The following is a 24,016-nucleotide window of genomic DNA, read 5'->3' as shown; positions in this document are numbered from 1 at the left end:
TGCAAAGTGATAATTTACAAATTTTACACCGGACTGGACAAGGTGGTTGTAACACCTAATTACGGATGAAAGCAGGCTGGGAGTGTGCGTGGATTGGGCCGCGACGATAGACGAGAGAGGGCTTTCGCGGTGTCGCTCCCGTCCACTGTTGTGTGAGGGGGAAATGATAAATATCTCGCCCCTGTTGTCCGCAGTAGCGCTACTTTTAGAATCAAAACGCTCAATGCCGTGCCTCTCCCGGCGGCGCATCCTTGCCGCTACCGAGCGGCGTGTCTTCGTCGCTGCTGCGTGCCCAGAAGAACCGGTCCGGCAGATACGCACCCATACCAGGGCGAAACGCACTGCGCATCGCCTGATACAGATACTCCTGCGCTTCGCGCACCGCCTCGGCCGGCTCCTGGCCGTTCGCGAGCAGCGCGGCAATCGCCGCGCCGAGCGTATCGGTCAGGCCCATGATGCGGTGCGCGCCGCGGTCCCACATATCCTGGCGCAACTGGCCGTCGTCGCTGAACAGCGTATTGACGAGGCGGTGCGTGCCGGTTTCCGTGGACAGAATGTACTCGCAGCCCTGCGACAGCAGATGCGAAATTGCGGCATCGAGGCTTGGAGCCTCGGCGTCGCCATCCGGCTGGGCGAGCGCGAGCAGCGTAGCGTGATCGGCCACCAGCAGTGTGGTCTGCGGCGCGAGCAGGTCGGCAATCGCTTCGCGCAGTTCGTCGGCAGCGAGCACGTGTTCGTCGTCGAGCGTGAAGTCGGGGGCGAGAATCAGCGGAATGTCGTCGTAGTCGGCCACGACTTCGGCGATCGCGCTCACCACTTCCGCCCGCGTGGCGGCGCCTACCTTGAAGGCGGCAATGGGCATGTCTTCCAGCAGCATGCGCGCCTGGGTGGCGACGACTTCCGGGTCCAGCCCGGTAACTTCATCGCAGCTCGCCGAATCGCGCACGGTGTAGCCGGTCAGCACGCTGACGCCGTGGCAGCCCATGCTGGCTAGCGTCATCAGGTCGGCTTGCAGGCCGGAGCCGCCCGTCGGATCGGAGAGGCCGAAGGTGAGAACGATCGGAGGAGTGTCGCTGGGCATGAAAATGGTGGGCAGGAAAGGAGCGAATGTAAGCGCGCACTGGGCACGTAGTCGGCTCAATTATGCGGCCTAAAGTGCGCCTGGGGCGTTTTTTCGCATCCGCGAAGGGCTTTACGCACAGACTCGGGGCATCGCGCCGTATCTTGTCCGGTTCCTTGTCCGGCGTCGCGGGCAGCGCGCCGCGGACGCGTTACCATGGCGACTTTCGATTGCTAGGCATTGGGGCGGCAACACGGTACCATCATGGCTCTCGTTTCAACGCCCTTTTTGACGCGACACAAGAATGGAACATAGAAGCTGGATGTGCCTGATCTGCGGCTGGATCTACGACGAAGAAGCCGGTTTGCCAGATGAAGGGATCGCGCCGGGCACGCGTTGGGAACATGTTCCCATTAACTGGACTTGCCCGGAATGCGGCGCCCGCAAGGAAGACTTCGAGATGGTCCAGATCTGACCATCGGGAGAGTCGCGCGTGTCGGCGGCGGCGTGAGCGCGCGCGTCGGCCGTGCGTTGCTGCAGCGCGGCGCCAACCTGTTGGTGCGCTGTCGCAACGGTAGTTCGTCATCGTACTGTCGCGGGCTCGGGCGCTCCTTGGCGCGCACGGCCGTGCGCCGGCCTGTCAGTGTTCATGCCGCTTGCCCATGACCCCTCGATCCGCATCTTCCAGTTCTTTCGAGGCACTGCCGAACCCGCGTGGCGGGTCGGTGCGTTCCGCGGAACTCGCGCTCGCCGAAGCGCAGCTGGCGCTCGAGCAGCGCACCAATCCGGCGGCTCCGCTGTTGCGGGCAGTGCATGCGCTGCGCGAAGCGGGCTGGCTCGGCGCGCAGCGGCTGGCGGATGCGCTGCTGCTGGCGTCGCCGTTGACTGCAGTCGAACTGCCTGACGAGTCCGACGCGCGGCGCTTGTTCAACGCGGCCCTCAATGATTTGCGGGCGGCGATCGGGCGGCGCAATCTGCGCGAGCTGTCCTGCTCGCCCGCTCTCTTCGCGCATTACCACGCTCTCAACGCGCTGATTGCTCAGCACACTCCCGGCTACGCCGTCACCTTCGAAGATCTCGCGCTGGCCGCGAGGCCGTTGCCGCCGGTATCGTTCAGCGCGCAACCTGCGCAGCGGCTGACGCATTTGCGCGCCCGCTATGAGCGCGCCTTGCTGCCGGTGTTGCGGGCGCATTCGAGCGACGGCGCCGCCAGCGCTGCAGCCGCCGCGCTGACGCGCGCAGCGCTGGACGAACTGGATGCCTGCCTTGCCGAACTCGCCGGTCCCGATCCCTACGACTTCTGGCGTCTCGCTTCGGCGTGTGCTAACTCGCTGCGCGTGAGCGGTCACCTGGTCGGGGACGCGGACGCACGGCGTTTCCACGCGCGCTGCAATCTCGCGCTGGCCGATCATGCGCGCGGCTTGCCGTTGGCCTCGCGCTCGCTGGTACGCGCGACGCTGGCGCTGCTGTGGCGCGACTACGCCTTGTTCGGCGCGGCTGCCGAGGATGCCGAACCGGTCGCCTTGCTGCGCGACTATGGTTTGACGGTCGACTGGCACGTGGCCGGCACGCAGGAATCGGAAGCGCTGTGGGAGGAGGGCGCGGCGCAGGAACCGGGCTTCGGCGCCGGTTTGCGCGAATCGCGCACGCGCGAACTGGGGGTGTTGACCGTCAACGCCCATGCGTATGAAGATTTCCTGCAGACCGGAGATGCGGCCATCATCGCGCTCGCCGAGCACGCGCGGGGCACCGGTCATCCCGACAAAGCCGATCCTGGCGAAGCGCTGCAGGCGGGCGATGCCGCTTACCGGCTCGGCGCGGCTGCGTGTGCCCTGGGCCTCGGCCATGTTGCGCTGCTCGCGGACGCGCTCGGGCTGGCATGGCGGCGGCGTGCCTACGCTGGAATCTCGACGCCGGGCAGCGGCGCGCCGGACGCGGCTGCGCTCGAACAAGGCGCCGAAGCCTTGCGTGCCATGCTGCATACGATCGCCGCAGGAGTGGCGCCGCTGACTGCGGGCCCGGCTCTAGCCGCGCTGACACGGGCGATCGAGCAAGCTTGAGCGCACGGCTCCGGTTTGCGGAACAGCGACCCGGACGTCAATCTGGTGCATGCCCGGATGCGCATCCGAAAACCCACCGTTGGCAACGTGTAAGCGCGTGATAGAGTGGCAATATGATCCCCCGTTCATGGATCGCGGCGAACCTGACTGCCCACGCTCAAAGCCCGCCATTCCGCATCGTCTTTGCTAAAATCCGAACTATGTCCAAGAGTACCGATCGCATCAATCTGACCAACCAGTTCCTGATCGCCATGCCGAACATGGCGGACCCCACGTTTTCAGGAACGGTGGTCTACCTTTGCGATCACAGTGAGCGCGGTGCGCTCGGCCTCGTGATCAACCGGCCGACCGATATCGATCTGGAAGCGCTCTTCAGTCGCATCGATCTGAAGCTGGAGATCGAACCTCTGCTGCATGTCCCCGTGTACTTCGGCGGCCCGGTGCAAACCGAGCGTGGCTTCGTGCTTCATTACCCGAAGGACGGCAGCCCGTACACCTCGTCGATGTCGGTGCCCGGCGGCCTGGAAATGACCACTTCGAAAGACGTGCTCGAAGCCGTAGCGAGCGGCACCGGCCCGGAACGTTTCCTGCTCACGCTCGGCCACGCCGGCTGGGGCGCCGGCCAGCTCGAAGAAGAGATCTCGAAGAACGGCTGGCTCACCGTCGAAGCCGATCCGAAGATCGTGTTCGACGTACCGGCTGAAGAACGTCTCGAAGCGGCCCTCGCGCTGCTCGGCATTTCCCTCTCCATGCTCTCGGGCGAAGCAGGTCACGCATGAGTAGTCCGGCCGGACGGGCGGCAACGCTGCTGGCGTTCGACTATGGCGAAAAACGCATCGGCGTGGCGGTCGGCAACTCGCTGACCAAAAGCGCGCGACCGCTCGTGGTAGTACAAAACCGCAACCGCGAGTATCGCTTCGAGGCGCTCGGCAAACTGATTGCCGAGTGGAAGCCGGATGCGCTGGTAGTCGGTTTGCCGATGCATCCCGACGGCGCGCCTCACGAAATGACGCAACTCGCCAAACGCTTCGGCAACCAGCTCAACGGCCGCTTCAATCTGCCGGTGACGTGGGTTGACGAACGCTATTCGTCGGTCGAGGCGAAGGCCGAGATTCGCGCCGGCAACGGCCGCGCCGACATGCTCGACGCCGAAGCCGCCTGCATCATCCTCCAGCAATATCTAGACGGACTTTCCGACGATCATGAGTTCCCTTGACGCGGAGGCGCTGTATCGCGCCTTGCTCGAACAGATCCGTGCCGCGTACGGCGGGCAATTCAACGGCGGCCCCGATGCTGTCGGGCTGGCCGGCATCCATAGCGGCGGTGCGTGGCTCGCGCAGCGTCTGGCGCGCGACCTGAACGCCGGCAGCTTCGGCGTGGTCAATGTGGCGCTGCATCGCGACGACTATGCGAAGAAAGGCCTGCACGCGCAGGCGAGCCCGACATCGTTGCCGTTCGAAGTGGACAAGCGCCGCATCGTGCTGGTCGACGACGTGCTGTACACCGGCCGCACGGTGCGCGCCGCGCTGAACGAGCTGTACGACTACGGCCGGCCTGCTTCGGTGGAGCTGGCGGTGCTTGCCGATCGCGGCGGCCGCGAGTTGCCGGTGGCGGCGCGCTTCGTCGGTGGCGTGGTGGACGTGCCGGCCGACGCCACGCTCGTGCTCGCACGCGATCAGAGCGGCGGCGAGCGTTTCACATTTCATACCGAAGCACGCGCCGATTGAGCGCGACGTGCGCGCTCTGCCTGCCAGGGCGCACGTACTGAAAACCACTCAGGTCACCCCATGAATACCGCTACCCCGTCGCCGGACCGCTTTCGCTACGGCTTCCTGAAGGGCAACCCGCAGCTCACCAAAAACGGTGAGCTCAAGCATCTGCTGACCATCGAAGGCCTGCCGCGCAAGATCGTCACGCACATTCTCGATACCGCCGAGCAGTTCGTCAGCGTGACGGACCGCGAGGTCAAGAAGGTGCCGCTGCTGCGCGGCAAGTCGGTGTTCAACCTGTTCTTCGAGAACTCGACGCGCACCCGCACGACCTTCGAAATCGCGGCGAAGCGCCTGTCGGCGGACGTGCTCAATCTGAACATCAACGCCTCGTCGACCAGCAAGGGCGAGTCGCTGCTCGACACGATCAACAACCTGTCCGCGATGCATGCCGACATGTTCGTGGTGCGTCATGCATCGAGCGGCGCGCCGTACCTGATTGCCGAGCATTGCGCGCCGCATGTGCACGTGATCAACGCCGGCGACGGCCGTCATGCACACCCGACCCAGGGTCTGCTCGACATGTACACGATCCGCCACTACAAGAAGGATTTCACCAATCTGCGGGTGGCGATTGTCGGCGACATCCTGCATTCGCGCGTCGCGCGCTCCGACATTCATGCCCTGACTACGCTCGGCGTTCCCGAAGTGCGCGCGATCGGTCCGCGTACCTTGCTGCCGGGCGGCCTCGAGCAGATGGGCGTGCGGGTGTTCCACAACCTCGACGAAGGCCTGAAGGACGTCGACGTGATCATCATGCTGCGTCTGCAGAACGAGCGGATGAGCGGCGCGCTGCTGCCGTCGGCGCAGGAGTACTTCAAGAGCTGGGGGCTGACGCCGGAGCGTCTCGCGCTGGCGAAGCCCGATGCCATCGTGATGCACCCGGGCCCGATGAACCGCGGCGTCGAAATCGACTCGCAGGTGGCCGACGGTCCGCAATCGGTGATCCTGAATCAGGTGACGTTCGGCATTGCGGTGCGGATGGCGGTGATGGGCATCGTGGCCGGGAACAATGACTGAGACGACTGAGTACAACAAAGGCAGCGCATGAAGATTCATATTCAAGGCGGCACGCTGATCGACCCGGCAGCCGGCACCGAACAGCGGCAGGACGTTTTCATTGCGGCAGGCAAGATCGTCGCGCTCGGCGCCGCACCCGCGGATTTCCACGCGGAGAAGACTATCGATGCCACCGGCCTCACGATCGCGCCGGGCCTGGTCGACCTTGCCGCGCGGCTGCGCGAACCGGGCTACGAGCACAAGGCGACGCTCGAATCGGAAATGGCCGCTGCGCTCGCGGGCGGCGTGACAAGCCTCGTCTGCTTGCCGGATACCGATCCGGTGCTCGACGAACCGGGCCTCGTCGAAATGCTGAAGTTTCGCGCGCGCAATCTGGACCAGGCGCACGTCTATCCGCTCGGCGCGCTGACGGTGGGCCTCAAGGGCCAGGTCATCACCGAGATGGTCGAGCTGACCGAGGCGGGCTGTATCGGCTTTTCGCAGGCCGATGTGCCGGTGGTGGACACGCAGGTGCTGCTGCGCGCGCTGCAGTACGCCAACACCTACGGCTACACCGTCTGGCTGCGTCCTGTGGATGCGTACCTGGGCCGTGGCGGCGTCGCTGCCAGCGGGGCGCTGGCGTCGCGGCTGGGGCTTTCGGGTGTGCCGGTCGCAGCCGAGACCATCGCGCTGCATACGATCTTCGAACTGGTCCGCGTGACCGGAGCGCGTGTGCACCTGTCGCATCTGTCCTCGGCGGCGGGCGTCGAACTGATGCGGGCGGCGAAGGCCGAAGGCCTGCCGGTGACGTGCGACGTGACCGTGAACCATATCCACCTGATCGATCTGGATATCGGCTACTTCGACGCCCAGTTCCGCCTCGATCCGCCGCTGCGCTCGCAACGCGATCGCGAAGCGATCCGCGCCGGGCTTGCCGACGGTACGATCGACGCGATCTGCTCCGACCACACTCCCGTCGACGATGACGAAAAGCTGCTGCCGTTCGCAGAAGCGACGCCGGGCGCGACCGGGCTGGAACTGTTGCTGTCGCTGACGGTGAAGTGGGCCGAAGAGGCGGGCGTGCCGTTAGCCAAGGCGCTTGAGCGGATCACCGGCTCCCCTGCTGGGGTGCTGAAGCTGGACGCAGGGCGCATCGAAGTTGGCGCCAGCGCCGATCTGTGCCTGTTCGACCGCAATGCTCACTGGCGCGTGGAGCCGCGTGCGTTGAAGAGCCAGGGGCACAACACGCCGTTCCTCGGCTACGAGTTGCCGGCGCGCGTGCGCGCGACGCTCGTCTCCGGACACGTTGCGTTCGAACAGCGTTGAGCCCCCAGTTAACTTGCCCGTTACCGATAGACACGGAAAGCTGCAACCATGAAGCTCGCATTTCGCAAGGCCTGGTTGATCGTGCATCTGCTGCACGGCATGTGGACGGTGGCGACGCGCTTTCCGCGCGCGAGCGCCGCCGAGCGCGAAGCGCTCAACCGCGCGTGGTCGCTGAAGATGCTGCGGCTGTGCGGCATGCGCCTCGTGGTCCACAACGACAGCGCGCGGCTCGATGCCGGCGCGCTGGTGGTGGCGAATCACATCTCGTGGATCGATATCTACGTCATCAACGCGTGGCGGCCGACGCCGTTCGTCTCGAAGGCCGAGATCCGCAAATGGCCGGTGGTGGGCTGGCTCGCACAGCAACTGGGCACGGTGTTCATCCAGCGCGAGAAGCGTAGCGATGCCAGGCGGATCATGCATGAACTGTCCGACCGGCTGAGCGCGGGCGAGCTGATGTGCGTGTTCCCGGAAGGCACCACCTCGAACGGTCTCGCGCTGCTGCCGTTTCACGCCAACATGTTTCAGGCCGCGGTCTCGGCGGGCAGTCCCGTGCAGCCGGTCTGCCTGATGTACGAAGACGCGCAGGGCCGGCAATCGACCGCGCCGGCCTACATCGACGACGTTTCGCTTGGTCAGTCGCTCGACGCGCTGCTGCGCGGCGGCCCGCTGACCGCGCACGTGTATGTGGGTGAGGCGCTGACGCCGGGCGCCGACCGGCGCACGTTGGCGGCGCAGGCGGAGCAGTCGGTCGGGGCGGCCTTGCGCAGCCTGCAAGGTGCCGGCGCGCCGGCCCTGGCTGCAGCTGTGGCTCCCGCGCCCGGGAGCGGAACGGACACTGCGGCGGGTGTGACGAGGGCTGCGGATGCCGTGGCGTCTCAGGAAAAGCGGCTGATCGACGACGGCATCGATCAGCACGGACGCTCAGCTTAGCCTGGCCGAGCCAAGGAAGGCGGTCTACTCCGCCGAGGCGCGGCAGCCCGCGCATTCGACCTGGGTGAGGGTGCGTTCAGCCGGATTGGCCGAGAGCAGCACAGCGGACAGCTTTTCACCCCACACGCAGCCTGAATCGAGACCGATCAGGTTGTCGCGCATCATCAGGCCCAGCGCGGCCCAGTGACCAAACACCACGGTGATGTCGGCGGTCTTGCGCGACGGCACGTCGAACCACGGCATGAAGCCCGGCGGCGCCGAATTGAGGCCGCCGCTGGTGCTGAAGTCCATCACGCCATCCGAATTGCAAAAGCGCATGCGCGTGAGGGCGGTGCAGGTCAGCCGCAGACGGTCGATGCCCTTCAGACCAGGCTTCCACCGATTCGGCTCGTTGCCGTACAGACCCGCCAGCGTTTCCTTCCAGTTCGGCGCCCGCAGCGCGCGCTGCAGTTCGTCGGCCAGCTCCAGCGTCAGCGTCACATCCCATTGCGGCAATACGCCTGCATGCACCAGCAGCATGTCGTTCTCGACGTACACGAGCGGCCGGTGGCGCACCCAGTGCAGCAGGTCTTCCGCATCGGGTGCGGCGAGAATCTCGTCGATCGTGTCGCCTTTTTTCGATTTGCGAATGCCCGCGGAAACCGACAGCAGATGCAGGTCGTGATTACCCAGCACCGGTTTGGCACGTTCGCCCAATGCGATGATGTCGCGCAGCGTAGCGAGCGACTCGCCGCCGCGATTAATAAGATCGCCGGCGAACCACAACGGCGTGTCGGGCGACGGCGCGGCCTTGGCGAGCAGTTGCTGGAACTGGGTGCGGCAACCTTGCAGGTCACCGAAGGCAAGGGGTGCGGAATACGACGGGCTGGAAACGGTCATCTGGGGCGGAATCAGGTACGGACAAGCGGAGGAAGCTACATGGTAGCGTGACATAATAGCCCGATTGATGCGACGGTATTGCGACGCATCAGGCAATGGAGAATGTGGGTGAACGAAGCAACGACGAAGCCAGCGAAACACGCTGAACATCTGGCACGGACACTCGTTACCGGCGCCAGCGGCTTTACCGGCGCCTGGCTGATCAGCAATCTGCTGGCCAGCGGCCATGCGGTGACCGAGACCGTGGCCGGACAGGGCGCGCCGGAAACGCCGTCGCGGCGCCGGCTCGATATCACGTCGCTCGAACAGTGCCGGCGCGTGATCGACGAGGTGCGGCCCGATTACATCGTGCACCTGGCGGCCATCAGCTTCGTCGGACACGACGATCTGCTCGATTTCTACCGCGTCAACGTGCTCGGCACACTGAACCTGCTGCAGGCCTGCGCCGATGTTGGCCATACGCCGCGCAAGATCCTCATTGCGAGCAGTGCGAATGTTTATGGCAACGTCACCAGCGAGGCGATCGACGAGAGCTTCCCGGTGGCGCCCGTCAACCACTATGCGGCGAGCAAGGCGGCGATGGAATCGATGGCGCGAACATGGTTCGACCGGCTGCCGATTCTGATTGTCAGGCCGTTTAACTATACCGGCCGGGGGCAGAGCGCGAATTTCCTGGTGCCGAAGATCGTCGAGCATTTTGCGCGGCGCGAACCTGAGATTTCGCTGGGCAATATCGACGTGGCGCGGGATTTTTCGGACGTGCGGTACGTGGTACGGGCCTATGAGGCGCTGCTGGAGTGCCCGGCCGCCGGCGAGATTGTCAATGTTTGTACCGGGCAGCCTTATACCTTGCGCGAGATCCTCGCGATGGCCAGCGAAATTACCGGGCATGAATTGCAAATTCGCGTCAATCCGGCATTCGTGCGGCCGACGGACGTGAAGGTGCTGGTGGGGGCACCCGCCAAGCTGCGCGGACTGGCGCCGGAGGTGGAGGCGATCGGGTTCAGGGAGACGCTGGGTTGGATGCTGGCGGCTTGAGGGGATTTTCCTCAGATTAATCTCATTGGAACCGATTGCCGTGGAACCAGCGGGGGTCACGAGCAGTTTTCTCTATTTTTCCTGCATTCGTTAGCGATCCTTGTCAAGCTGTTTCAAGTTGTTAGGGCTCTGGTTTTTACCTGCCGCCGCTTTATAATCGGGGCATCATAAAATTTGAGCTTTTGAGCGCCCGTTTTAATATAGGACGCAGCCGTAAGGTAATTAGAAGCGTCGCAAACCAACCATACGGGTGACCGGATCGACACGTCAGGTCGCATCGGCTACGAACATCTAGAAAGGAACTCCATGATCCTGGTAACGGGCGGTGCCGGCTTTATCGGCGCCAATTTCGTGCTTGACTGGCTGAACGCTTCGGACGAACCGGTCCTCAATCTCGACAAGCTGACCTACGCAGGCAATCTGCGCACGCTCAAGTCGCAGCAGGACAACCCGAAGCATGTGTTTGTGCGTGCCGACATCTGTGACCGGGCGGCGCTAGACGCGCTGTTCGCTGAGCACAAGCCCCGTGCCGTATTGCACTTCGCCGCTGAGAGCCACGTCGACCGTTCGATTCATGGCCCGGCAGACTTCGTACAGACCAACGTGGTCGGCACGTTCACGTTGCTGGAAGCGACCCGCTCGTACTGGAACACGCTGAGCGACGCGGACAAGGCAGCTTTCCGCTTCCTGCACGTCTCGACCGACGAGGTATTCGGCTCGCTGTCGGCGACGGATCCGCAGTTCTCCGAAACCACGCCGTATGCACCGAACAGCCCGTATTCGGCAACCAAGGCCGGTTCCGACCACTTGGTCCGCGCGTACCACCATACGTACGGCCTGCCCACGTTGACGACGAACTGCTCGAACAACTACGGCCCGTACCAGTTCCCTGAGAAGCTGATTCCCCTGATGATCGCCAACGCGCTGGCAGGCAAGCCGCTGCCGGTGTACGGCGACGGTCAGAACGTGCGCGACTGGCTGTACGTGGGCGACCACTGCAGCGCGATCCGCGAAGTGCTGGCGCGTGGCGTACCCGGCGAGACGTACAACGTCGGCGGCTGGAACGAGAAGAAGAACCTCGAAGTCGTGCATACGCTGTGCGACCTGCTCGACGAGCAGCGTCCGAAGGCCGCCGGTTCGTACCGCGAGCAGATCACGTATGTGACGGACCGCCCCGGTCATGACCGCCGTTACGCGATCGATGCGCGCAAGCTCGAGCGCGAGCTGGGCTGGAAGCCGGCCGAGACTTTTGAGACAGGCATGGCTAAGACGGTGCGGTGGTATCTCGACAACCAGGAGTGGGTTGACGAAGTCGCTTCGGGCGAATACCGCAAGTGGGTTGAGACCAACTACGCGCAGCGCGCGTAAGGGCAACGTCATGGCGCGCAAAGGCATTATTCTCGCGGGCGGTTCGGGTACGCGTCTGTATCCGATTACCCACGTCGTATCGAAGCAACTGCTGCCGGTGTACGACAAGCCGATGATCTACTACCCGCTGTCCACGCTGATGGTGGCGGGGATTCGCGACGTGCTGATCATCTCCACGCCGCAGGACACGCCGCGCTTCGAGGCGATGCTCGGAGACGGCAGCCAGTGGGGCATGAACATCCAGTACGCGGTACAGCCTTCGCCGGATGGTCTCGCCCAGGCGTTCATCATTGGCCGCGAGTTTGTGGGCAACGATCCGTCGGCGCTGATTCTCGGCGACAACATTTTCTATGGGCACGATCTCGCCAAGCAGCTCGATCGCGCCAATGCGCAGGAAGACGGCGCCACGGTGTTCGCGTATCACGTGCACGACCCGGAGCGTTACGGCGTGGTGGAGTTCGACAAGCAGTTCCGTGCGCTTTCGATCGAAGAGAAACCGGTTAAGCCGCGTTCCAACTATGCGGTGACGGGGCTGTACTTCTACGACAAGCAGGTCTGCGATATCGCCGCCGATATCAAGCCTTCGCCGCGTGGCGAGCTCGAGATCACCGATCTGAATTCGCGCTATCTGTCCGCCGGCCAGTTGAACGTCGAGATCATGGGGCGCGGCTATGCGTGGCTCGATACCGGCACGCATGATTCGCTGATCGAAGCGGCAACCTTCATCGCGACGCTGCAAAAGCGTCAGGGGCTGGTGGTGGCGTGCCCGGAAGAGATTGCCTACCGGCGGCAGTGGATCGACGGTGAGCAACTGTCGGCACTCGCCAAACCGCTCGCGAAGAACGCCTACGGCAAGTATCTGCAAAACATTCTTACGGACCAAGTCGCATGGCCATCCAAGTAACCGCAACGGCGTTGCCGGAAGTCAAGATCATTGAGCCGAAGGTGTTCGGCGATGCGCGCGGCTTCTTCTACGAAAGCTTCAACGGACGCGAGTTTGCCGAACATGTCGCGGTGGGCGTCGAGTTTGTTCAGGACAACCACTCGCGTTCGGCGAAGGGTGTGCTGCGCGGTCTGCATTATCAGATCGAGCACGCGCAGGGCAAGCTGGTGCGTGTCGTGGAAGGGGAGGTGTTTGACGTTGCGGTGGATATTCGCAAGAGCTCGCCGAACTTCGGTAAATGGGTTGGCGTGATTCTGTCGGAGGAGAACCATCGGCAGTTGTGGGTGCCGCCGGGGTTTGCGCATGGGTTTGTGGTGCTGTCGGAATCTGCGCAGTTTCTTTACAAGACCACTGACTATTGGTACCCGGAGCACGAGCGTAGCATCGTCTGGAACGATCCGGATGTCGGCATCGAGTGGCCGATTGATTTCGAACCGCTGCTGGCTGCGAAGGATGCGGCTGGGAAGCGGTTGGCTGATGCTGAAACGTTCGCCTAGGAGATCGTCGCATGAGTGCGCATGATGCGAAACGGACGATTCTCGTCACCGGCGTAAGCGGCCAGGTCGGCTTCGAGCTCGCGCGGACGCTGCAAGGGCTGGGGCAGGTGGTCGCGGTCGACCGCACGACGCTGGATCTGTCCAATCTGGATCAGGTACGTGCAGTCGTGCGTGAGGTTCGCCCAACGCTGATTGTGAACCCTGCCGCTTATACCGCAGTCGACAAGGCGGAGAGCGAGCCCGAGCTCGCGATGCGCATCAACGGCGAGGCGCCGGGCGTACTTGCCGAAGAGGCCGGGAAGCTTGGTGCTGCGCTGATCCACTATTCGACGGATTACGTATTTAACGGCGATAAAGACGGCACCTACAGCGAAGACGATGCGACCGACCCTCAGAACGTGTATGGGCGAAGCAAGCTGGCGGGTGAGAGCGCAATCGCGGCGACCGGCGTCAATCATCTGATATTCCGGACGAGCTGGGTGTACGGCACACGGGGCAAGAATTTTCTGCTGACGATGCTTCGCCTCGGCGCCGATCGGCCTGAGTTGAAGGTCGTTGCCGATCAGTTCGGTGCGCCTACGTGGAGCAATACCATCGCGACGCTGACCGCACACGCGGCCGCACAAGCGTTGGCCGCCGGCGACGCCGCGGCCTGGTGGCACGAGCGCAAGGGTGTTTATCACCTGTGCGCCGGCGACGTTACGACGTGGCACGGTTTCGCATCAGCGATCTTTGAGCTTGCGGACCTAGAAGCGCGCCCCACGGTGTTGCCCATCCCGGCATCCGACTACCCGACGCCGGCTAAGCGTCCGTTCAACTCAAGGATGTCGAACGAGAAACTGGCTCGTGTGTTCGGCCTCGCTGCCCCGCATTGGCGTGACGCTTTGCAGCTGTGTCTGACAGATGCGTTTCCGAAATCTCCGGCGGCCCGCTCTTGATCTCCTGAACTTGATAGGAGCGGGACCTTGCTTCAAGTGGCTGCGCCCGCGCTAGCTGAGGTGTGCAAAAGGGGCAGGGGTAGAATATTCAGTATGCGACGACCAGCAGGCAGGAGTTGCATGTGGTTGCCGGGGATCCGTCTGGGTCGAGTTATCAGCCTGTTTGAGGATGGTGCGGACCGTCGATGGGCGGCGCATTTGCCTGGTGAGCAGGATACCGAGGGGACTCTGTGAGTTTGTTGCCAATTATCCTGTGTGGTGGAGCGGGTTCGCGGCTCTGGCCGGTTTCGCGAGAGTTGCATCCTAAGCCGTTCATCCGTCTTTCGGACGGGGAGAGCCTGTTGCAGAAGGCTTTCCTGAGGGCAGCCGCGTTGTCCGGCGTGAAGGAGGTGCTCACGGTAACGAACCGGGAGCTTTTCTTCAAGACCGAGGACGATTTTCGCGAGGTTAACGCGAAAGGATGTGCGACGTCTTTCATTCTTGAGCCTTTCGGCCGTAATACGGCTGCAGCGGTGGCTACAGCTGCCTTACATACCGCGAAAGTACACGGCGAGCAGACAGTCATGCTCGTGCTCGCCGCAGATCATCTCATTGCTGACCAGAAGGCATTCGCTAGCGCCGTTGCTGCTGCGCAAAAACTTGCGCAGGCGGGCAAGGTCGTGACCTTCGGGATGCGTCCTGAGACACCGGAGACCGGCTACGGGTATATCGAGGCGGATGGCGAAGCGGTGGTGCGTTTCGTCGAAAAACCATCCTTGGAAAAGGCTCGCGAGTATCTTGCATCGGGCAAATTCCTGTGGAACTCGGGGATGTTCTGCTTTACCGCACGCACGATTCTGGATGAGATGAAGCTGCACTGTCCGGAAATCCTCAGCGCGGCTACCGAATGCATGGCGAAATCGCCTTCCGCTGAAGGCAAGGACGGCGCTCAGGTGCGGCTCGATCCGGGCAGTTTTGGGGCAGTGCCTGAACTGTCGATCGACTACGCGGTGATGGAGAAGTGCGAGCACGCCGCAGTGGTTCCCTGTGATATCGGCTGGACGGATGTCGGCTCCTGGACCGCGCTCAGTGATCTGTCTCCGCCTGACGGCAGCGGTAACCGCGTGGAAGGCGAGGCGCTTCTGGTGGATGTAAAGAACTGCTACTTGCGTGGCGGTGCGCGGATGATCGGCGCTGTGGGCGTCGAGAATCTGATCGTCATCGATACGCCCGACGCGTTACTTGTCGCAGACAAGGAGCGGGCGCAGGACGTGAAGCAGATTTATGCGGAGCTGAAGACGCGCGGTCACGAAACCTACAAGATACATCGCACAGTGCACAGGCCGTGGGGTACCTACTCGGTGCTCGAAGAGGGCCCCCGCTTCAAGATCAAACGCATAGAGGTCAAGCCGGGCGCGAGTCTCAGCCTGCAAATGCATCATCACCGTAACGAGCATTGGGTTGTGGTGAGCGGCATGGCGAAGGTCGTCAACGGCGACAAGGAGTTCTTCGTCGCGACCAACGAGTCGACCTATATCCCTGCCGGCCATAAGCATCGCCTTGAAAACCCAGGGGTGGTCGAGCTTGTGATGATTGAAGTGCAGAGCGGCGAGTATCTGGGCGAAGACGACATCGTCCGCTTTGATGACATTTACGGACGTACATAAGATGGATATTGCATTTGTAAACGACACCGAGGACCTGACCCGGCACAACGAACATGACGATCTGCTGGTCGGCATGAAGTCGGTGCGGGTTTGGGGAACGTTGGGTTGGCATGACATTCGTCAACGGTACCGCCGCTCCGTGCTTGGGCCCTTTTGGTTCACGCTTAGCACCATCATCATGGTGGTCGTGCTTGGTGCGCTGTATTCGACGCTTTTGCATCAAGAGATTGCCCAGTATCTTCCGTACCTCGCGGTAGGTTTGGTCGTCTGGGCTTATTTGGCATCGGTCGCGAATGAAGGATGCATAGCCTTCATTGGCGCGGCTTATCTGATCAAACAAATTCGTCTGCCACTCACGATTCACGTGTGCAGAATCGCATGGCGCAATTTTGTGATCCTGTTGCACAGCCTGCCGGTGGTCGTTGTGTTGCTGTTTGCCTTCGGACACTGGCCGGGTTGGGAGTTCGCCCTGGTTCCACTGGCTCTTTTTTTACTCCTGTTGCACGGTGTCTGGCTTGGCGTAACGCTTGGTGTGCTGTGCGCCCGGTTTCGCGACATCCCCCCTATCGTGGCCAATCTGATCCAGGTGGTGTTCTTTTTCACCCCCGTCATGTGGTCACCGGAAATTCTGAAAGATCGCGCGTGGGTTGCCGAGTACAACCCGCTCTATCATCTGATCGAAACGGTCCGTGCACCGCTTACTGGTCGTCCGACACATTGGGAATCGTGGGCATGGTCGATCGGCTTGCTGATCGTGGGTTTTGCGTTTGCGCAGTTTCTGATGCAACGTTTTCGTAACCGCGTTCCTTATTGGCTTTGATATCGTGAGTTCTTCATCGATTACTGCTCGTAACATCTCCGTCGAATTTCCGATCTATGAGAACTCTCATCGTTCGTTGAAAAAGGCGGTGCTTAACCTTACGACAGGCGGACGCATTGGCCAGGACGCAGGTCGCCATTCGATCGTCAAGGCACTGGACGATCTGAGCTTCAGCTTCACAGAGGGGGAGCGGGTCGGTCTCGTTGGGCACAACGGGTCGGGCAAGACTACTTTGTTGCGGACCTTGTCGGGCGTATATGCACCGGTTCGCGGTGAACTCAAGGTCCACGGCAAGATCGCGTCACTACTTGATGTTTCAATGGGCCTCGATCCCGACGCGACCGGCTTCGAAAATATCTATTTGCGGGGCATTCTCGACGGGCTGAAACCGGCGCGCATCAGGAGCAAGATTGACGAGATTGCCGATTTCAGCCAGCTCGGCGATTATCTGAACTTGCCGGTTCGGACTTACTCGAGCGGGATGATGTTGCGGCTGGCATTCGCCATTTCAACAAGCGTCGAAGCAGACATTCTGATCATGGACGAATGGTTGAGTGTCGGTGACGCTGAATTCAGTGTCAGAGCGGCTGAGCGTCTGGAGAGCCTGGTTGGGAAGGCTGCGCTTCTGGTGGTGGCATCGCATGACCCGAAATTGGTCGCCCGTGTCTGTACCCGTAAGATTTCGATGGTGCACGGGAAAATGATCTCCGATGAAGCAGTGATTCCACCCGAACCGACCGATGAGCCGTTAATCAGCACCACCTCGCGGGTGCCGCACTGATGGCAAGGTTTTGTGCTGGACTCGTCGCGTTGCCGCTAGGTTTGACGCATAGACTTGGGTCACGACGAACGTCAGAGCAGTAAGGCCGCTGCATTCTCCTCCACAACGGAGCGCGCGTTTCGATCTTCGAGAAACATGCTCGCTTCAATAAGTGTGTACCGCTGACTTTGCGATCTCAACCGGGGTGGCTTGGTCAGTGGACGTCAGACAGGCGCAACAAGGTTCGAATTTTATGCGAGCTAATCATCCGTTCCTTCGTTACTCAGAGTCTTTGCTGGTGTGGCAGCCGTTTCGCACGCTCAAGGGTTTCGCGGGTGGCTATATCGCTTATCCCATTGCGGAAAGCAAGGAAAAGCGCAGCGTCCGTCCCAAGATTGCCGAGTTGCGGCAGCACTATCAATTATCCGTGCCGGAGCGCCGCCGCATTGCGCTGGACCGGCTGGCTGGGATGCTTGAATTCGCGGGCGCACAAGTTCCGTACTATCGGGACCTGTTTGGCGCGAAGCAATTCGATCCGGCAAAGGTAAGGCAGGACGCGCGTTACTTGGAAGAGCTTCCCTATCTGACAAAGGACATCATTCGCGAGCAGGGCCCGCGCATGCTGTCGGGGCCGCTCGAAGCAGGCAAGCATCACGCGTGTAAAACCGGCGGCTCGACGGGCCTCGCATGCACGATCTACTACGATCAGGAGGGTGCCGACTACTCGTCGGCGGTGACCTCCTATGCGCGCGAACGTATCGGCAAGTTACGTCATCGTTCGGAGCTTCACTTTGCCTGCCGCTTCCCCGATCAGGTGATCCCTGAATGGCCGTCGCGCGAAGACTTCAAATGTTTTGCGATGAACCGCAGCAACATTTTCTTCGATCGTATCGACGACCAGGGTCTGGAGGAAATGTGGCAGACGCTCAAGCGGCGCAAACCCTACCTGGCGCATTCGCATCCGTCGACCATGTATGCGCTCGCCTGCTACGTGCAGCGCAAGTACGGCGGCGGCAAGGCGTTCCGGGTGTTCGAGTCGAGCGGCGAGTTGCTCGAGCCGTATGCACGCGAAGCCATCGCATCGGCGTTGCGTTGCCGCGTGATTGACCGCTATGGCCTCGCCGAGCTCGGCGTCATGGCCTATGAACTGGATGGACACGAGGGCGGTTTCCAGATTCTCGAATCGGAAGGTTGGCCGGAAAGCCGCCTGTCGGAAGGGAATCCCGACGGGGCGCACGAACTCGTATTCACAGGTTTTCGTAACCGGCTGATGCCGCTGATTCGTTACGCAACGGGTGACCTTGCGCGAGTCGAAGAGAATGAGAAGGGCTTCTTCCTGACGGACGTGGTCGGCCGTATCCATGACATTGTGCCAATCAACGGCGTGGCGCACCCCACGCACCATATTCAGGACATGCTTGATCACCGTGTTGGAGGTATCCAGGAGTTCCAGATCGATCTGCGAACCACTCCGCCCACACTGCGAATCGTGCTTGAGCCGTGGGCGAATCCAGAAGAAACGACCAATAAGCTGCGCAACTACTGGCAGGACGCTTTTACGATTGCTTACGTTGGACACGACGATCTGGTGCGCGTCGGTAGCCGGGCCAAATTTCGCCACGTGGTGACCGCATGATTGGAATCCTGTTTTCGGGAACATCGACCGAAGCCGGCCAGTATGTGTTGGCAGCGGTCCAGCGCTCCGTTAGTGCGACCCAGGCACGGGCGATTTCGCGCAGCGTGTTGCGTTCAAACGCACCGGACCTGGTCGTCGCTGTCGACGCGCCGGACGGCTGGAGTGCGGACCTGCTCGCATGGTTGAGCGTGCGACCGCGCAAGCTCGTCGTGTTCGGCCGGATGCCGGCAGCGCTCGCGGACTATCTGAACTACCAGGTGTCGGAGTTTCCGGTCGGGTTGGAGGGCGCTAGCCGCAGCGAATCGGCGCCTTCGGGCGAAACGCGTGAGAGTGCCGCGGAGGTGCGTTATAGCGAATTGGCGAAGGCATTGGGTGGCCAGCCATGGCATCGCCCGTTCGAACGATTCGACTTCACCGACGAGTGGAACAACCTCGGTTTCGGCGCGATTCGTAGCGACGGCTCGATTTGGGCAGTCGCGCAAGCCGCCCATGTGCCCGCCAACGCCGAAGTCGCGGCTGTTACCGTAACCGGAGAGCGGCAGTTCTCGTACGCCGCGTTGTGGGACGTCGGCGCCTCAAGTGTGCTGTGGTTCAACCGTCCGGTCGGCCCGTGCGACTCGTTCGAATGGCGAATGGTCGAGAATTTTGTGTCGGGCTACCGTTCGGACGCGTTGCCGTGTCAACCAGTGCTGAGCGAGTTGCCGTGGGGTTACGACGCGGCTATCACCTCGCGGCTCGATTGTGACGAAGACGTCGAGTCGGCGCGTCCGTTGTGGCAAACCTATCAGCGCCTGGGTGTGCCTTTCACGTTGGCGGTTCACACACAGAACCTTGCTCGCGAAGAACATCACGGCATTCTTCGTGAGTTGCTGGCAGACCGGCAACAGGGCGCGGTGCTGTCGCATACGGCGACTCATGCGCCCAACTGGGGCGGCAGCTATGAACACGCTCTCGCGGAGGGCGGTCATTCGGCGCACTTGATCGAAGCGGTGACGGGCGTCCCGGTTCGTTACGCGGTGTCGCCGTTTCACCAGTCGCCGCCCTACGCAATGCGAGGTCTCGTCGACGCTGGTTACGAAGGCTGCATCGGCGGGATCATCCGCAACGATCCGGAGTTTATGACAGCGCGTGGCGGCGCATTGGCCGGATTGCCGGCAGGCTTCATCGGGCACAGTCAGCAGTGCATGTTGCATGGTGAATGTATGCTCAACGAGGGCGACAGGCTTGCCATTTTCAAGCGGGCTTTCGACTACGCTTACTCCACCAATACGCTGTTCGGCTATCTGGACCATCCGTTTTCCGAGCGCTATGCGTACGGCTGGTCGGACGAGGCGTCGCGCATCGACGCCCACGAAAAATTCATCGAGTACATCAGAAGCAGGGCCCAAAATCCTCTCTTCATGCACGAGGAAGCGGCGCTCGATTTCCTCAAGTTCAAGTCACTGACTCAAGTATTCGAAGAGGGTGGCGTATTTCGCATCGAGACTCCGTCCGGCGACGCGACGCCACTTACGCTAGGCGTCGAATTTCGCGGGGCGCATGTTCAGGTTGAGGCCGGGAAGCCATTGCAATGAAAGTCATGGTTGTCATGGGCACGCGCCCTGAGGTCATCAAGCTCGCTCCTGTTGTGGCAGCGTTGCGCGCCGAGGTCGAAACGATTGTCTGCTCCAGCGGCCAACACAAGGAGATGCTCGCTCAGGCGCTTGAGTTTTTTGGCATTGAACCGGATATCAGCCTTGACGTGATGACCCCGGGCCAGACGCTTAACTCGCTCTCTGCGCGACTGCTGTCAGCACTCGATCAGGCTATGGAGCAGGCGCGTCCCGATTGGGTACTGGTCCAGGGTGACACCACGACGGCTTTCTGCGCGGGCCTTGCAGCGTTTCATCGGGGCATTCCGGTGGGGCACGTGGAGGCCGGACTGCGTACTGGCGATTTGACGAGTCCCTTCCCGGAGGAGGCTAATCGTAGTTTGCTCAGTCGGGTCGCGACGCTTCATTTCGCACCGACTGAGCTTGCGCGCCAACACCTGCTGAGCGAGGGCGTTTCTGCGGAGCAGATCGTAGTCACAGGCAATTCTGTGGTGGATTCGATTGCGGCCGTGCGCAGTAGCTGGCAACAGACGCCGCCGGCCAGCCCGCTGCCGGAGTGGAATGGCAAGGAGAAGCAGCACATTCTCGTGACTTGTCATCGCCGTGAGAATTTCGGCGATGTGTTGCAAGGCATCTGCCGAGTGCTACGCGATATGTGCCAACGATACAGCGATTACCGTTGGGTCTTCCCGGTTCATTTAAATCCAGCAGTGCGTGGTCCTGTGCTTCGCGAGCTTGACGGCATTGCGAACCTGGCCTTGATCGAACCGGTCGATTATCCGACCAGTCTTTATCTGATTAGCCGCAGCGCGCTGGTGGTCAGCGATTCGGGCGGCATTCAGGAAGAGGCGCCGACCTTCGGTGTGCCGGTGGTCGTGATGCGCAATCACACGGAGCGGCGCGAAGGCGTGGATGCGGGCTTCTCGACGCTGGCCGGTCAGGCGGCGGAGAGCATCGAGGCCGCCGTCGTGGCATGGCTCGACGATCCGTCGCGTCGACAGGCGCTTCGTAACCGTCCGAATCCGTACGGCGACGGTCTGGCCTCGCAGCGCATTCTCGATAGCTTGCTGGGTCGTCCGGTTGAGGTGTTCAGTGGTTGAGCGGGAGGACGATGCGGTTGCCGCCCGAGACTGCGTGCTGTTTTCGACGGCGGATTGGGACGAACCCTACTGGACTAACAAGCAGCATACGGCGAGTATCCTGGCCGAACGCGGCTGGCGGGTGCTGTATGTGGAGAGCGTCGGTTTCCGGTCGCCGAAGGTGGGCAGCGGGCGCGACTGGGCGCGCTTGTGGCGTCGCCTGTGGCGCGGCATGCAGTCGCTCGTGCTTGGCCCACCCCGGCGCGCGGAGAACATCTGGGTGCTGTCGCCGCTGATGGTGCCCGCCAAACACCACTGGCCGATTGTGCGCGCGCTAAATCAGGCGCTGCTGCGCTGGTCGGTTGGCCGGTTTGCCAAATCGCATCGGTTCATCGAACCCGTCGTTTGGACCTACCATCCGTTCATGCTCGATGCAATTACGACGCTTGCGCGCGGACCGCTCATTTATCACTGTGTCGATGATATTGCTGCGATACCAGGCGTTGACGTCGTGGCGTTCGGCAATGCCCAGAAAGCGCTGCTCGCGCAATGCGAAGCGGTGTTTACGACCGCAACGTCTCTGAGGGAGCAATGCCTGCAGGACAACCCGAACACCTATTATTTCGGCAATGTGGTCGACGCTGGGCACTTCGGCCAGGCGATCGAAGAAGGGCCGGTGCCTGCGGAACTGGCCGCGATCCCAGAGCCACGGCTTGTCTATCACGGCGTATTGTCGGATTTCAAGGTGGACTTTCCGCTGATCCTGAAGACCGCACAGGCGCGGCCCGAGTGGCATTGGGTCATTATCGGTGAGCAACGGGAGGGGCAGCGCAGCGAGTTGTTGGCGCAACTGTCCCAATTGCCCAACGTGCACTTGCTTGGGTATCGCAGCTATCGGAGCTTGCCGCAGTATTTGCGCGCCATGCAGGTTGGCGTACTGCCGACCTTGCTGAACGAGTACACCCGTTCGATGTTCCCCATGAAATTCTACGAGTACCTGGCGGCTGGTCTTCCCGTGGTTTCGACTCCGCTGGACTTCGCGAAAGAACCGCATGCCGGACTTGAGGTAGGCGGCGATGTCGATGCGTTTGTTGCGGCCATCGAGGCGCAGCTGCGGCGCGGCAAGCTGACGGCGGAGCAGGCACGTGTGGCGGTGGGCGAAAACACGTGGCAACGTCGTCTCGACAAGATGCTCGCCATCACCTTCCATACTGGCGACCGGAACGACCCTGGTAAGCCGACCTCGTTGGGCGCGGCTGCATGAAGGTTCTCCACATTTACCGTACCTATTTCCCTGATCCGCCCGGTGGTCTGCAAGAGGCCATCCGACAGATCAGCCTGTCCACGCGCGCGCGTGGTGTCGATGCGCGGATTTTCACGCTTTCACCGAATCCGATACCGAGGGATCTCCAGTACCCGGAGGGTATCGTGACGCGTTCCCGATCATGGGCGGCTCCCGCTTCGTGTGATCTTGGGGGCTTCGATGCGCTGCGGCAGTATCGGGCGCAGGCCGACTGGGCCGATGTCTTGCACTTCCATTTTCCGTGGCCATTTGCGGATGTTCTGCACTTGCTCGGGGGCAAAAAGAAACCCTCGGTCATGACCTATCACTCGGACATTGTGCGTCAGCGCGCTCTAGGCTACGTTTATGGACCTCTGATGCGCTCCACCTTACGATCGATGTCGGCTGTCGTCGCCACGTCGCCCGAATATGCGCGCACTAGTCCAATTCTCTCGAGCGTGGTCCAGCCGGAGCGGGTCAAGACGATCCCGTTGGGAATAGCGGACTATCGCGATGAAATGATCGACGGTGCGGACGAAGCTGATTTGCCAGGTCGGCTGATGATCGGTGACGAGCCGTTTTTTCTCGCCTTGGGTGTGTTGCGCTACTACAAGGGCTTGCACACATTGATCGAGGCTGCGCCATCGATCGGGGCAAAAATCGTGATTGCCGGATCCGGGCCGGAAATGAGCAATCTATCGGCCCTTGCCAGGGAGGTCGGGGCCTCCAACGTCGTGCTGGCCGGACAGGTTTCGCATGCCGAAAAGGTGGCATTGCTCAGGCGCTGTCGCGCTATGGTGCTCCCGTCACACCTACGTTCCGAAGCGTTTGGCATGGTGCTTGTCGAGGCTGCGATGTTTGGAAAGCCCCTTGTGTGCTGCGAAGTCGGCTCGGGAACCTCGTACGTCAATGAGCACGGCGTGACGGGATTTGTGGTTGCCCCCGAGAGTTCGGAACAATTGAAAGAGGCCCTGAACACCCTCCTGGCCGAGGATACCCTAGCTATGCGGATGGGGCTCGCGGCGCGCGAGCGCTACGAGCGTCTATTTTCCGGTCCCGCTTTGGGACAAGCATACGAGGCACTGTATCGACAAGTATTGTCTGCTGAGTAACGGTGCGCCTACAGGATTGACGTATATTCCGCTGGGTCGGCCGTTGGGACTTTTGCTGTGTTGGGGGGCGTTCTTTCCATGGCAAATCGAAAGCGTCCTGTTACACATTGCTATAATTAGAAAGTCTTTCTTGCCTATTTGCAGTAATAGACGGAAAGGGCAGGCTGTGAGGCTGGAGGGATCTTTGACGGAGCGACCACAGTGTGCAATTCCGCCGCGGTTCGAAGCCTCGGCCTGTCTTTGGCGACCCGTCTGCCTATTCTGACGCTTCAGCGGATA

Annotated in this window: 23 protein-coding genes; 21 read left to right on the top strand and 2 right to left on the bottom strand. The window is 61.7% G+C overall.

Features of this window, described 5'->3' with window-relative positions:
• Nucleotides 1–220 precede the first annotated feature (220 nt).
• Entirely contained in the window at nt 221–1,081 is an 861-nt protein-coding gene (locus AC1ECK_RS10045) for a hydroxymethylpyrimidine/phosphomethylpyrimidine kinase (RefSeq protein ID WP_480318454.1), read from the bottom strand.
• Between the two features lie 283 nt (nt 1,082–1,364).
• On the opposite strand from AC1ECK_RS10045, the gene AC1ECK_RS10040 reads away from it, so the two are divergent.
• From AC1ECK_RS10040 to AC1ECK_RS10005, 8 genes are all read left to right on the top strand, one after another.
• The gene (locus AC1ECK_RS10040; protein WP_480318452.1) at nt 1,365–1,535 is read left to right on the top strand and encodes a rubredoxin; all 171 of its coding nucleotides are present in this window, start codon (nt 1,365–1,367) and stop codon (nt 1,533–1,535) included.
• A gap of 187 nt (nt 1,536–1,722) precedes the next feature.
• The gene (locus AC1ECK_RS10035; protein ID WP_480318450.1) at nt 1,723–3,120 is read left to right on the top strand and encodes a FimL-related protein; all 1,398 of its coding nucleotides are present in this window, start codon (nt 1,723–1,725) and stop codon (nt 3,118–3,120) included.
• Between the two features lie 200 nt (nt 3,121–3,320).
• Nucleotides 3,321–3,899, top strand: coding sequence for a YqgE/AlgH family protein (locus AC1ECK_RS10030; protein WP_480318448.1), 579 nt, complete (start codon nt 3,321–3,323; stop codon nt 3,897–3,899).
• Entirely contained in the window at nt 3,896–4,336 is a 441-nt protein-coding gene (ruvX, locus tag AC1ECK_RS10025; protein ID WP_480318446.1) for a Holliday junction resolvase RuvX, read from the top strand. Before AC1ECK_RS10030 ends, ruvX begins: the two co-directional genes overlap by 4 nt.
• On the top strand, nt 4,323–4,847 hold the full coding sequence (gene pyrR, locus AC1ECK_RS10020) for a bifunctional pyr operon transcriptional regulator/uracil phosphoribosyltransferase PyrR (protein ID WP_480318444.1): 525 nt from the start codon (nt 4,323–4,325) through the stop codon (nt 4,845–4,847). The genes ruvX and pyrR overlap by 14 nt, the downstream gene beginning before the upstream one ends.
• 60 nt (nt 4,848–4,907) lie before the next feature.
• Complete coding sequence (locus AC1ECK_RS10015) at nt 4,908–5,909, top strand: aspartate carbamoyltransferase catalytic subunit (protein WP_480318442.1); 1,002 nt, start codon at nt 4,908–4,910, stop codon at nt 5,907–5,909.
• 27 nt (nt 5,910–5,936) lie between these two features.
• A complete protein-coding gene (locus AC1ECK_RS10010; protein ID WP_480318440.1) occupies nt 5,937–7,214 on the top strand; it encodes a dihydroorotase in 1,278 nt (425 codons plus the stop codon).
• Between the two features lie 48 nt (nt 7,215–7,262).
• Nucleotides 7,263–8,147 carry a lysophospholipid acyltransferase family protein gene (locus tag AC1ECK_RS10005; RefSeq protein WP_480318438.1) on the top strand — a complete coding sequence of 295 codons (885 nt, stop codon included), beginning with the start codon at nt 7,263–7,265 and terminating at the stop codon, nt 8,145–8,147.
• A gap of 24 nt (nt 8,148–8,171) precedes the next feature.
• Here AC1ECK_RS10005 and AC1ECK_RS10000 read toward each other — a convergent pair whose 3' ends face one another.
• The gene (locus AC1ECK_RS10000; RefSeq protein WP_480318436.1) at nt 8,172–9,026 is read right to left on the bottom strand and encodes a symmetrical bis(5'-nucleosyl)-tetraphosphatase; all 855 of its coding nucleotides are present in this window, start codon (nt 9,024–9,026) and stop codon (nt 8,172–8,174) included.
• Nucleotides 9,027–9,134: 108 nt separating this feature from the next.
• On the opposite strand from AC1ECK_RS10000, the gene AC1ECK_RS09995 reads away from it, so the two are divergent.
• The 13 genes from AC1ECK_RS09995 to AC1ECK_RS09935 all read left to right on the top strand — a co-directional run bounded on the left by AC1ECK_RS09995 (nt 9,135) and on the right by AC1ECK_RS09935 (nt 23,737).
• Nucleotides 9,135–10,064, top strand: a complete 930-nt coding sequence (locus AC1ECK_RS09995) for a GDP-mannose 4,6-dehydratase (RefSeq protein WP_480318434.1) — start codon at nt 9,135–9,137, stop codon at nt 10,062–10,064.
• Between the two features lie 306 nt (nt 10,065–10,370).
• Complete coding sequence (gene rfbB, locus AC1ECK_RS09990; protein ID WP_480318432.1) at nt 10,371–11,432, top strand: dTDP-glucose 4,6-dehydratase; 1,062 nt, start codon at nt 10,371–10,373, stop codon at nt 11,430–11,432.
• Between the two features lie 10 nt (nt 11,433–11,442).
• The gene (rfbA, locus tag AC1ECK_RS09985; protein WP_480318430.1) at nt 11,443–12,336 is read left to right on the top strand and encodes a glucose-1-phosphate thymidylyltransferase RfbA; all 894 of its coding nucleotides are present in this window, start codon (nt 11,443–11,445) and stop codon (nt 12,334–12,336) included.
• On the top strand, nt 12,321–12,872 hold the full coding sequence (gene rfbC, locus AC1ECK_RS09980) for a dTDP-4-dehydrorhamnose 3,5-epimerase (RefSeq protein ID WP_480318428.1): 552 nt from the start codon (nt 12,321–12,323) through the stop codon (nt 12,870–12,872). The genes rfbA and rfbC overlap by 16 nt, the downstream gene beginning before the upstream one ends.
• A gap of 11 nt (nt 12,873–12,883) precedes the next feature.
• Nucleotides 12,884–13,810: a dTDP-4-dehydrorhamnose reductase gene (gene rfbD / locus AC1ECK_RS09975; RefSeq protein ID WP_480318426.1), complete on the top strand. Its 927-nt coding sequence runs from the start codon at nt 12,884–12,886 to the stop codon at nt 13,808–13,810.
• Between the two features lie 230 nt (nt 13,811–14,040).
• Nucleotides 14,041–15,456 (top strand): mannose-1-phosphate guanylyltransferase/mannose-6-phosphate isomerase, encoded by a 1,416-nt coding sequence (locus AC1ECK_RS09970; protein ID WP_480318424.1) that lies wholly within the window; start codon nt 14,041–14,043, stop codon nt 15,454–15,456.
• 1 nt (nt 15,457) lies between these two features.
• The gene (locus tag AC1ECK_RS09965) at nt 15,458–16,276 is read left to right on the top strand and encodes an ABC transporter permease (protein WP_480318422.1); all 819 of its coding nucleotides are present in this window, start codon (nt 15,458–15,460) and stop codon (nt 16,274–16,276) included.
• Nucleotides 16,277–16,280: 4 nt separating this feature from the next.
• Nucleotides 16,281–17,057 (top strand): ABC transporter ATP-binding protein, encoded by a 777-nt coding sequence (locus AC1ECK_RS09960; protein ID WP_480318420.1) that lies wholly within the window; start codon nt 16,281–16,283, stop codon nt 17,055–17,057.
• Nucleotides 17,058–17,289: 232 nt separating this feature from the next.
• A complete protein-coding gene (locus AC1ECK_RS09955) occupies nt 17,290–18,672 on the top strand; it encodes a phenylacetate--CoA ligase family protein (protein ID WP_480318418.1) in 1,383 nt (460 codons plus the stop codon).
• Nucleotides 18,669–20,246 carry a polysaccharide deacetylase gene (locus AC1ECK_RS09950; RefSeq protein ID WP_480318416.1) on the top strand — a complete coding sequence of 526 codons (1,578 nt, stop codon included), beginning with the start codon at nt 18,669–18,671 and terminating at the stop codon, nt 20,244–20,246. The genes AC1ECK_RS09955 and AC1ECK_RS09950 overlap by 4 nt, the downstream gene beginning before the upstream one ends.
• Nucleotides 20,243–21,364, top strand: coding sequence for a non-hydrolyzing UDP-N-acetylglucosamine 2-epimerase (gene wecB, locus AC1ECK_RS09945; RefSeq protein WP_480318414.1), 1,122 nt, complete (start codon nt 20,243–20,245; stop codon nt 21,362–21,364). The genes AC1ECK_RS09950 and wecB overlap by 4 nt, the downstream gene beginning before the upstream one ends.
• A complete protein-coding gene (locus tag AC1ECK_RS09940) occupies nt 21,357–22,607 on the top strand; it encodes a glycosyltransferase (RefSeq protein WP_480318412.1) in 1,251 nt (416 codons plus the stop codon). Before wecB ends, AC1ECK_RS09940 begins: the two co-directional genes overlap by 8 nt.
• Nucleotides 22,604–23,737 carry a glycosyltransferase gene (locus tag AC1ECK_RS09935; RefSeq protein ID WP_480318409.1) on the top strand — a complete coding sequence of 378 codons (1,134 nt, stop codon included), beginning with the start codon at nt 22,604–22,606 and terminating at the stop codon, nt 23,735–23,737. The genes AC1ECK_RS09940 and AC1ECK_RS09935 overlap by 4 nt, the downstream gene beginning before the upstream one ends.
• The last annotated feature ends 279 nt before the right edge of the window (nt 23,738–24,016 follow it).

The sequence above is a fragment of the Paraburkholderia sp. SSBN10T genome (assembly GCF_056619545.1).
This window is presented reverse-complemented; position numbering and strand designations above follow the sequence as displayed.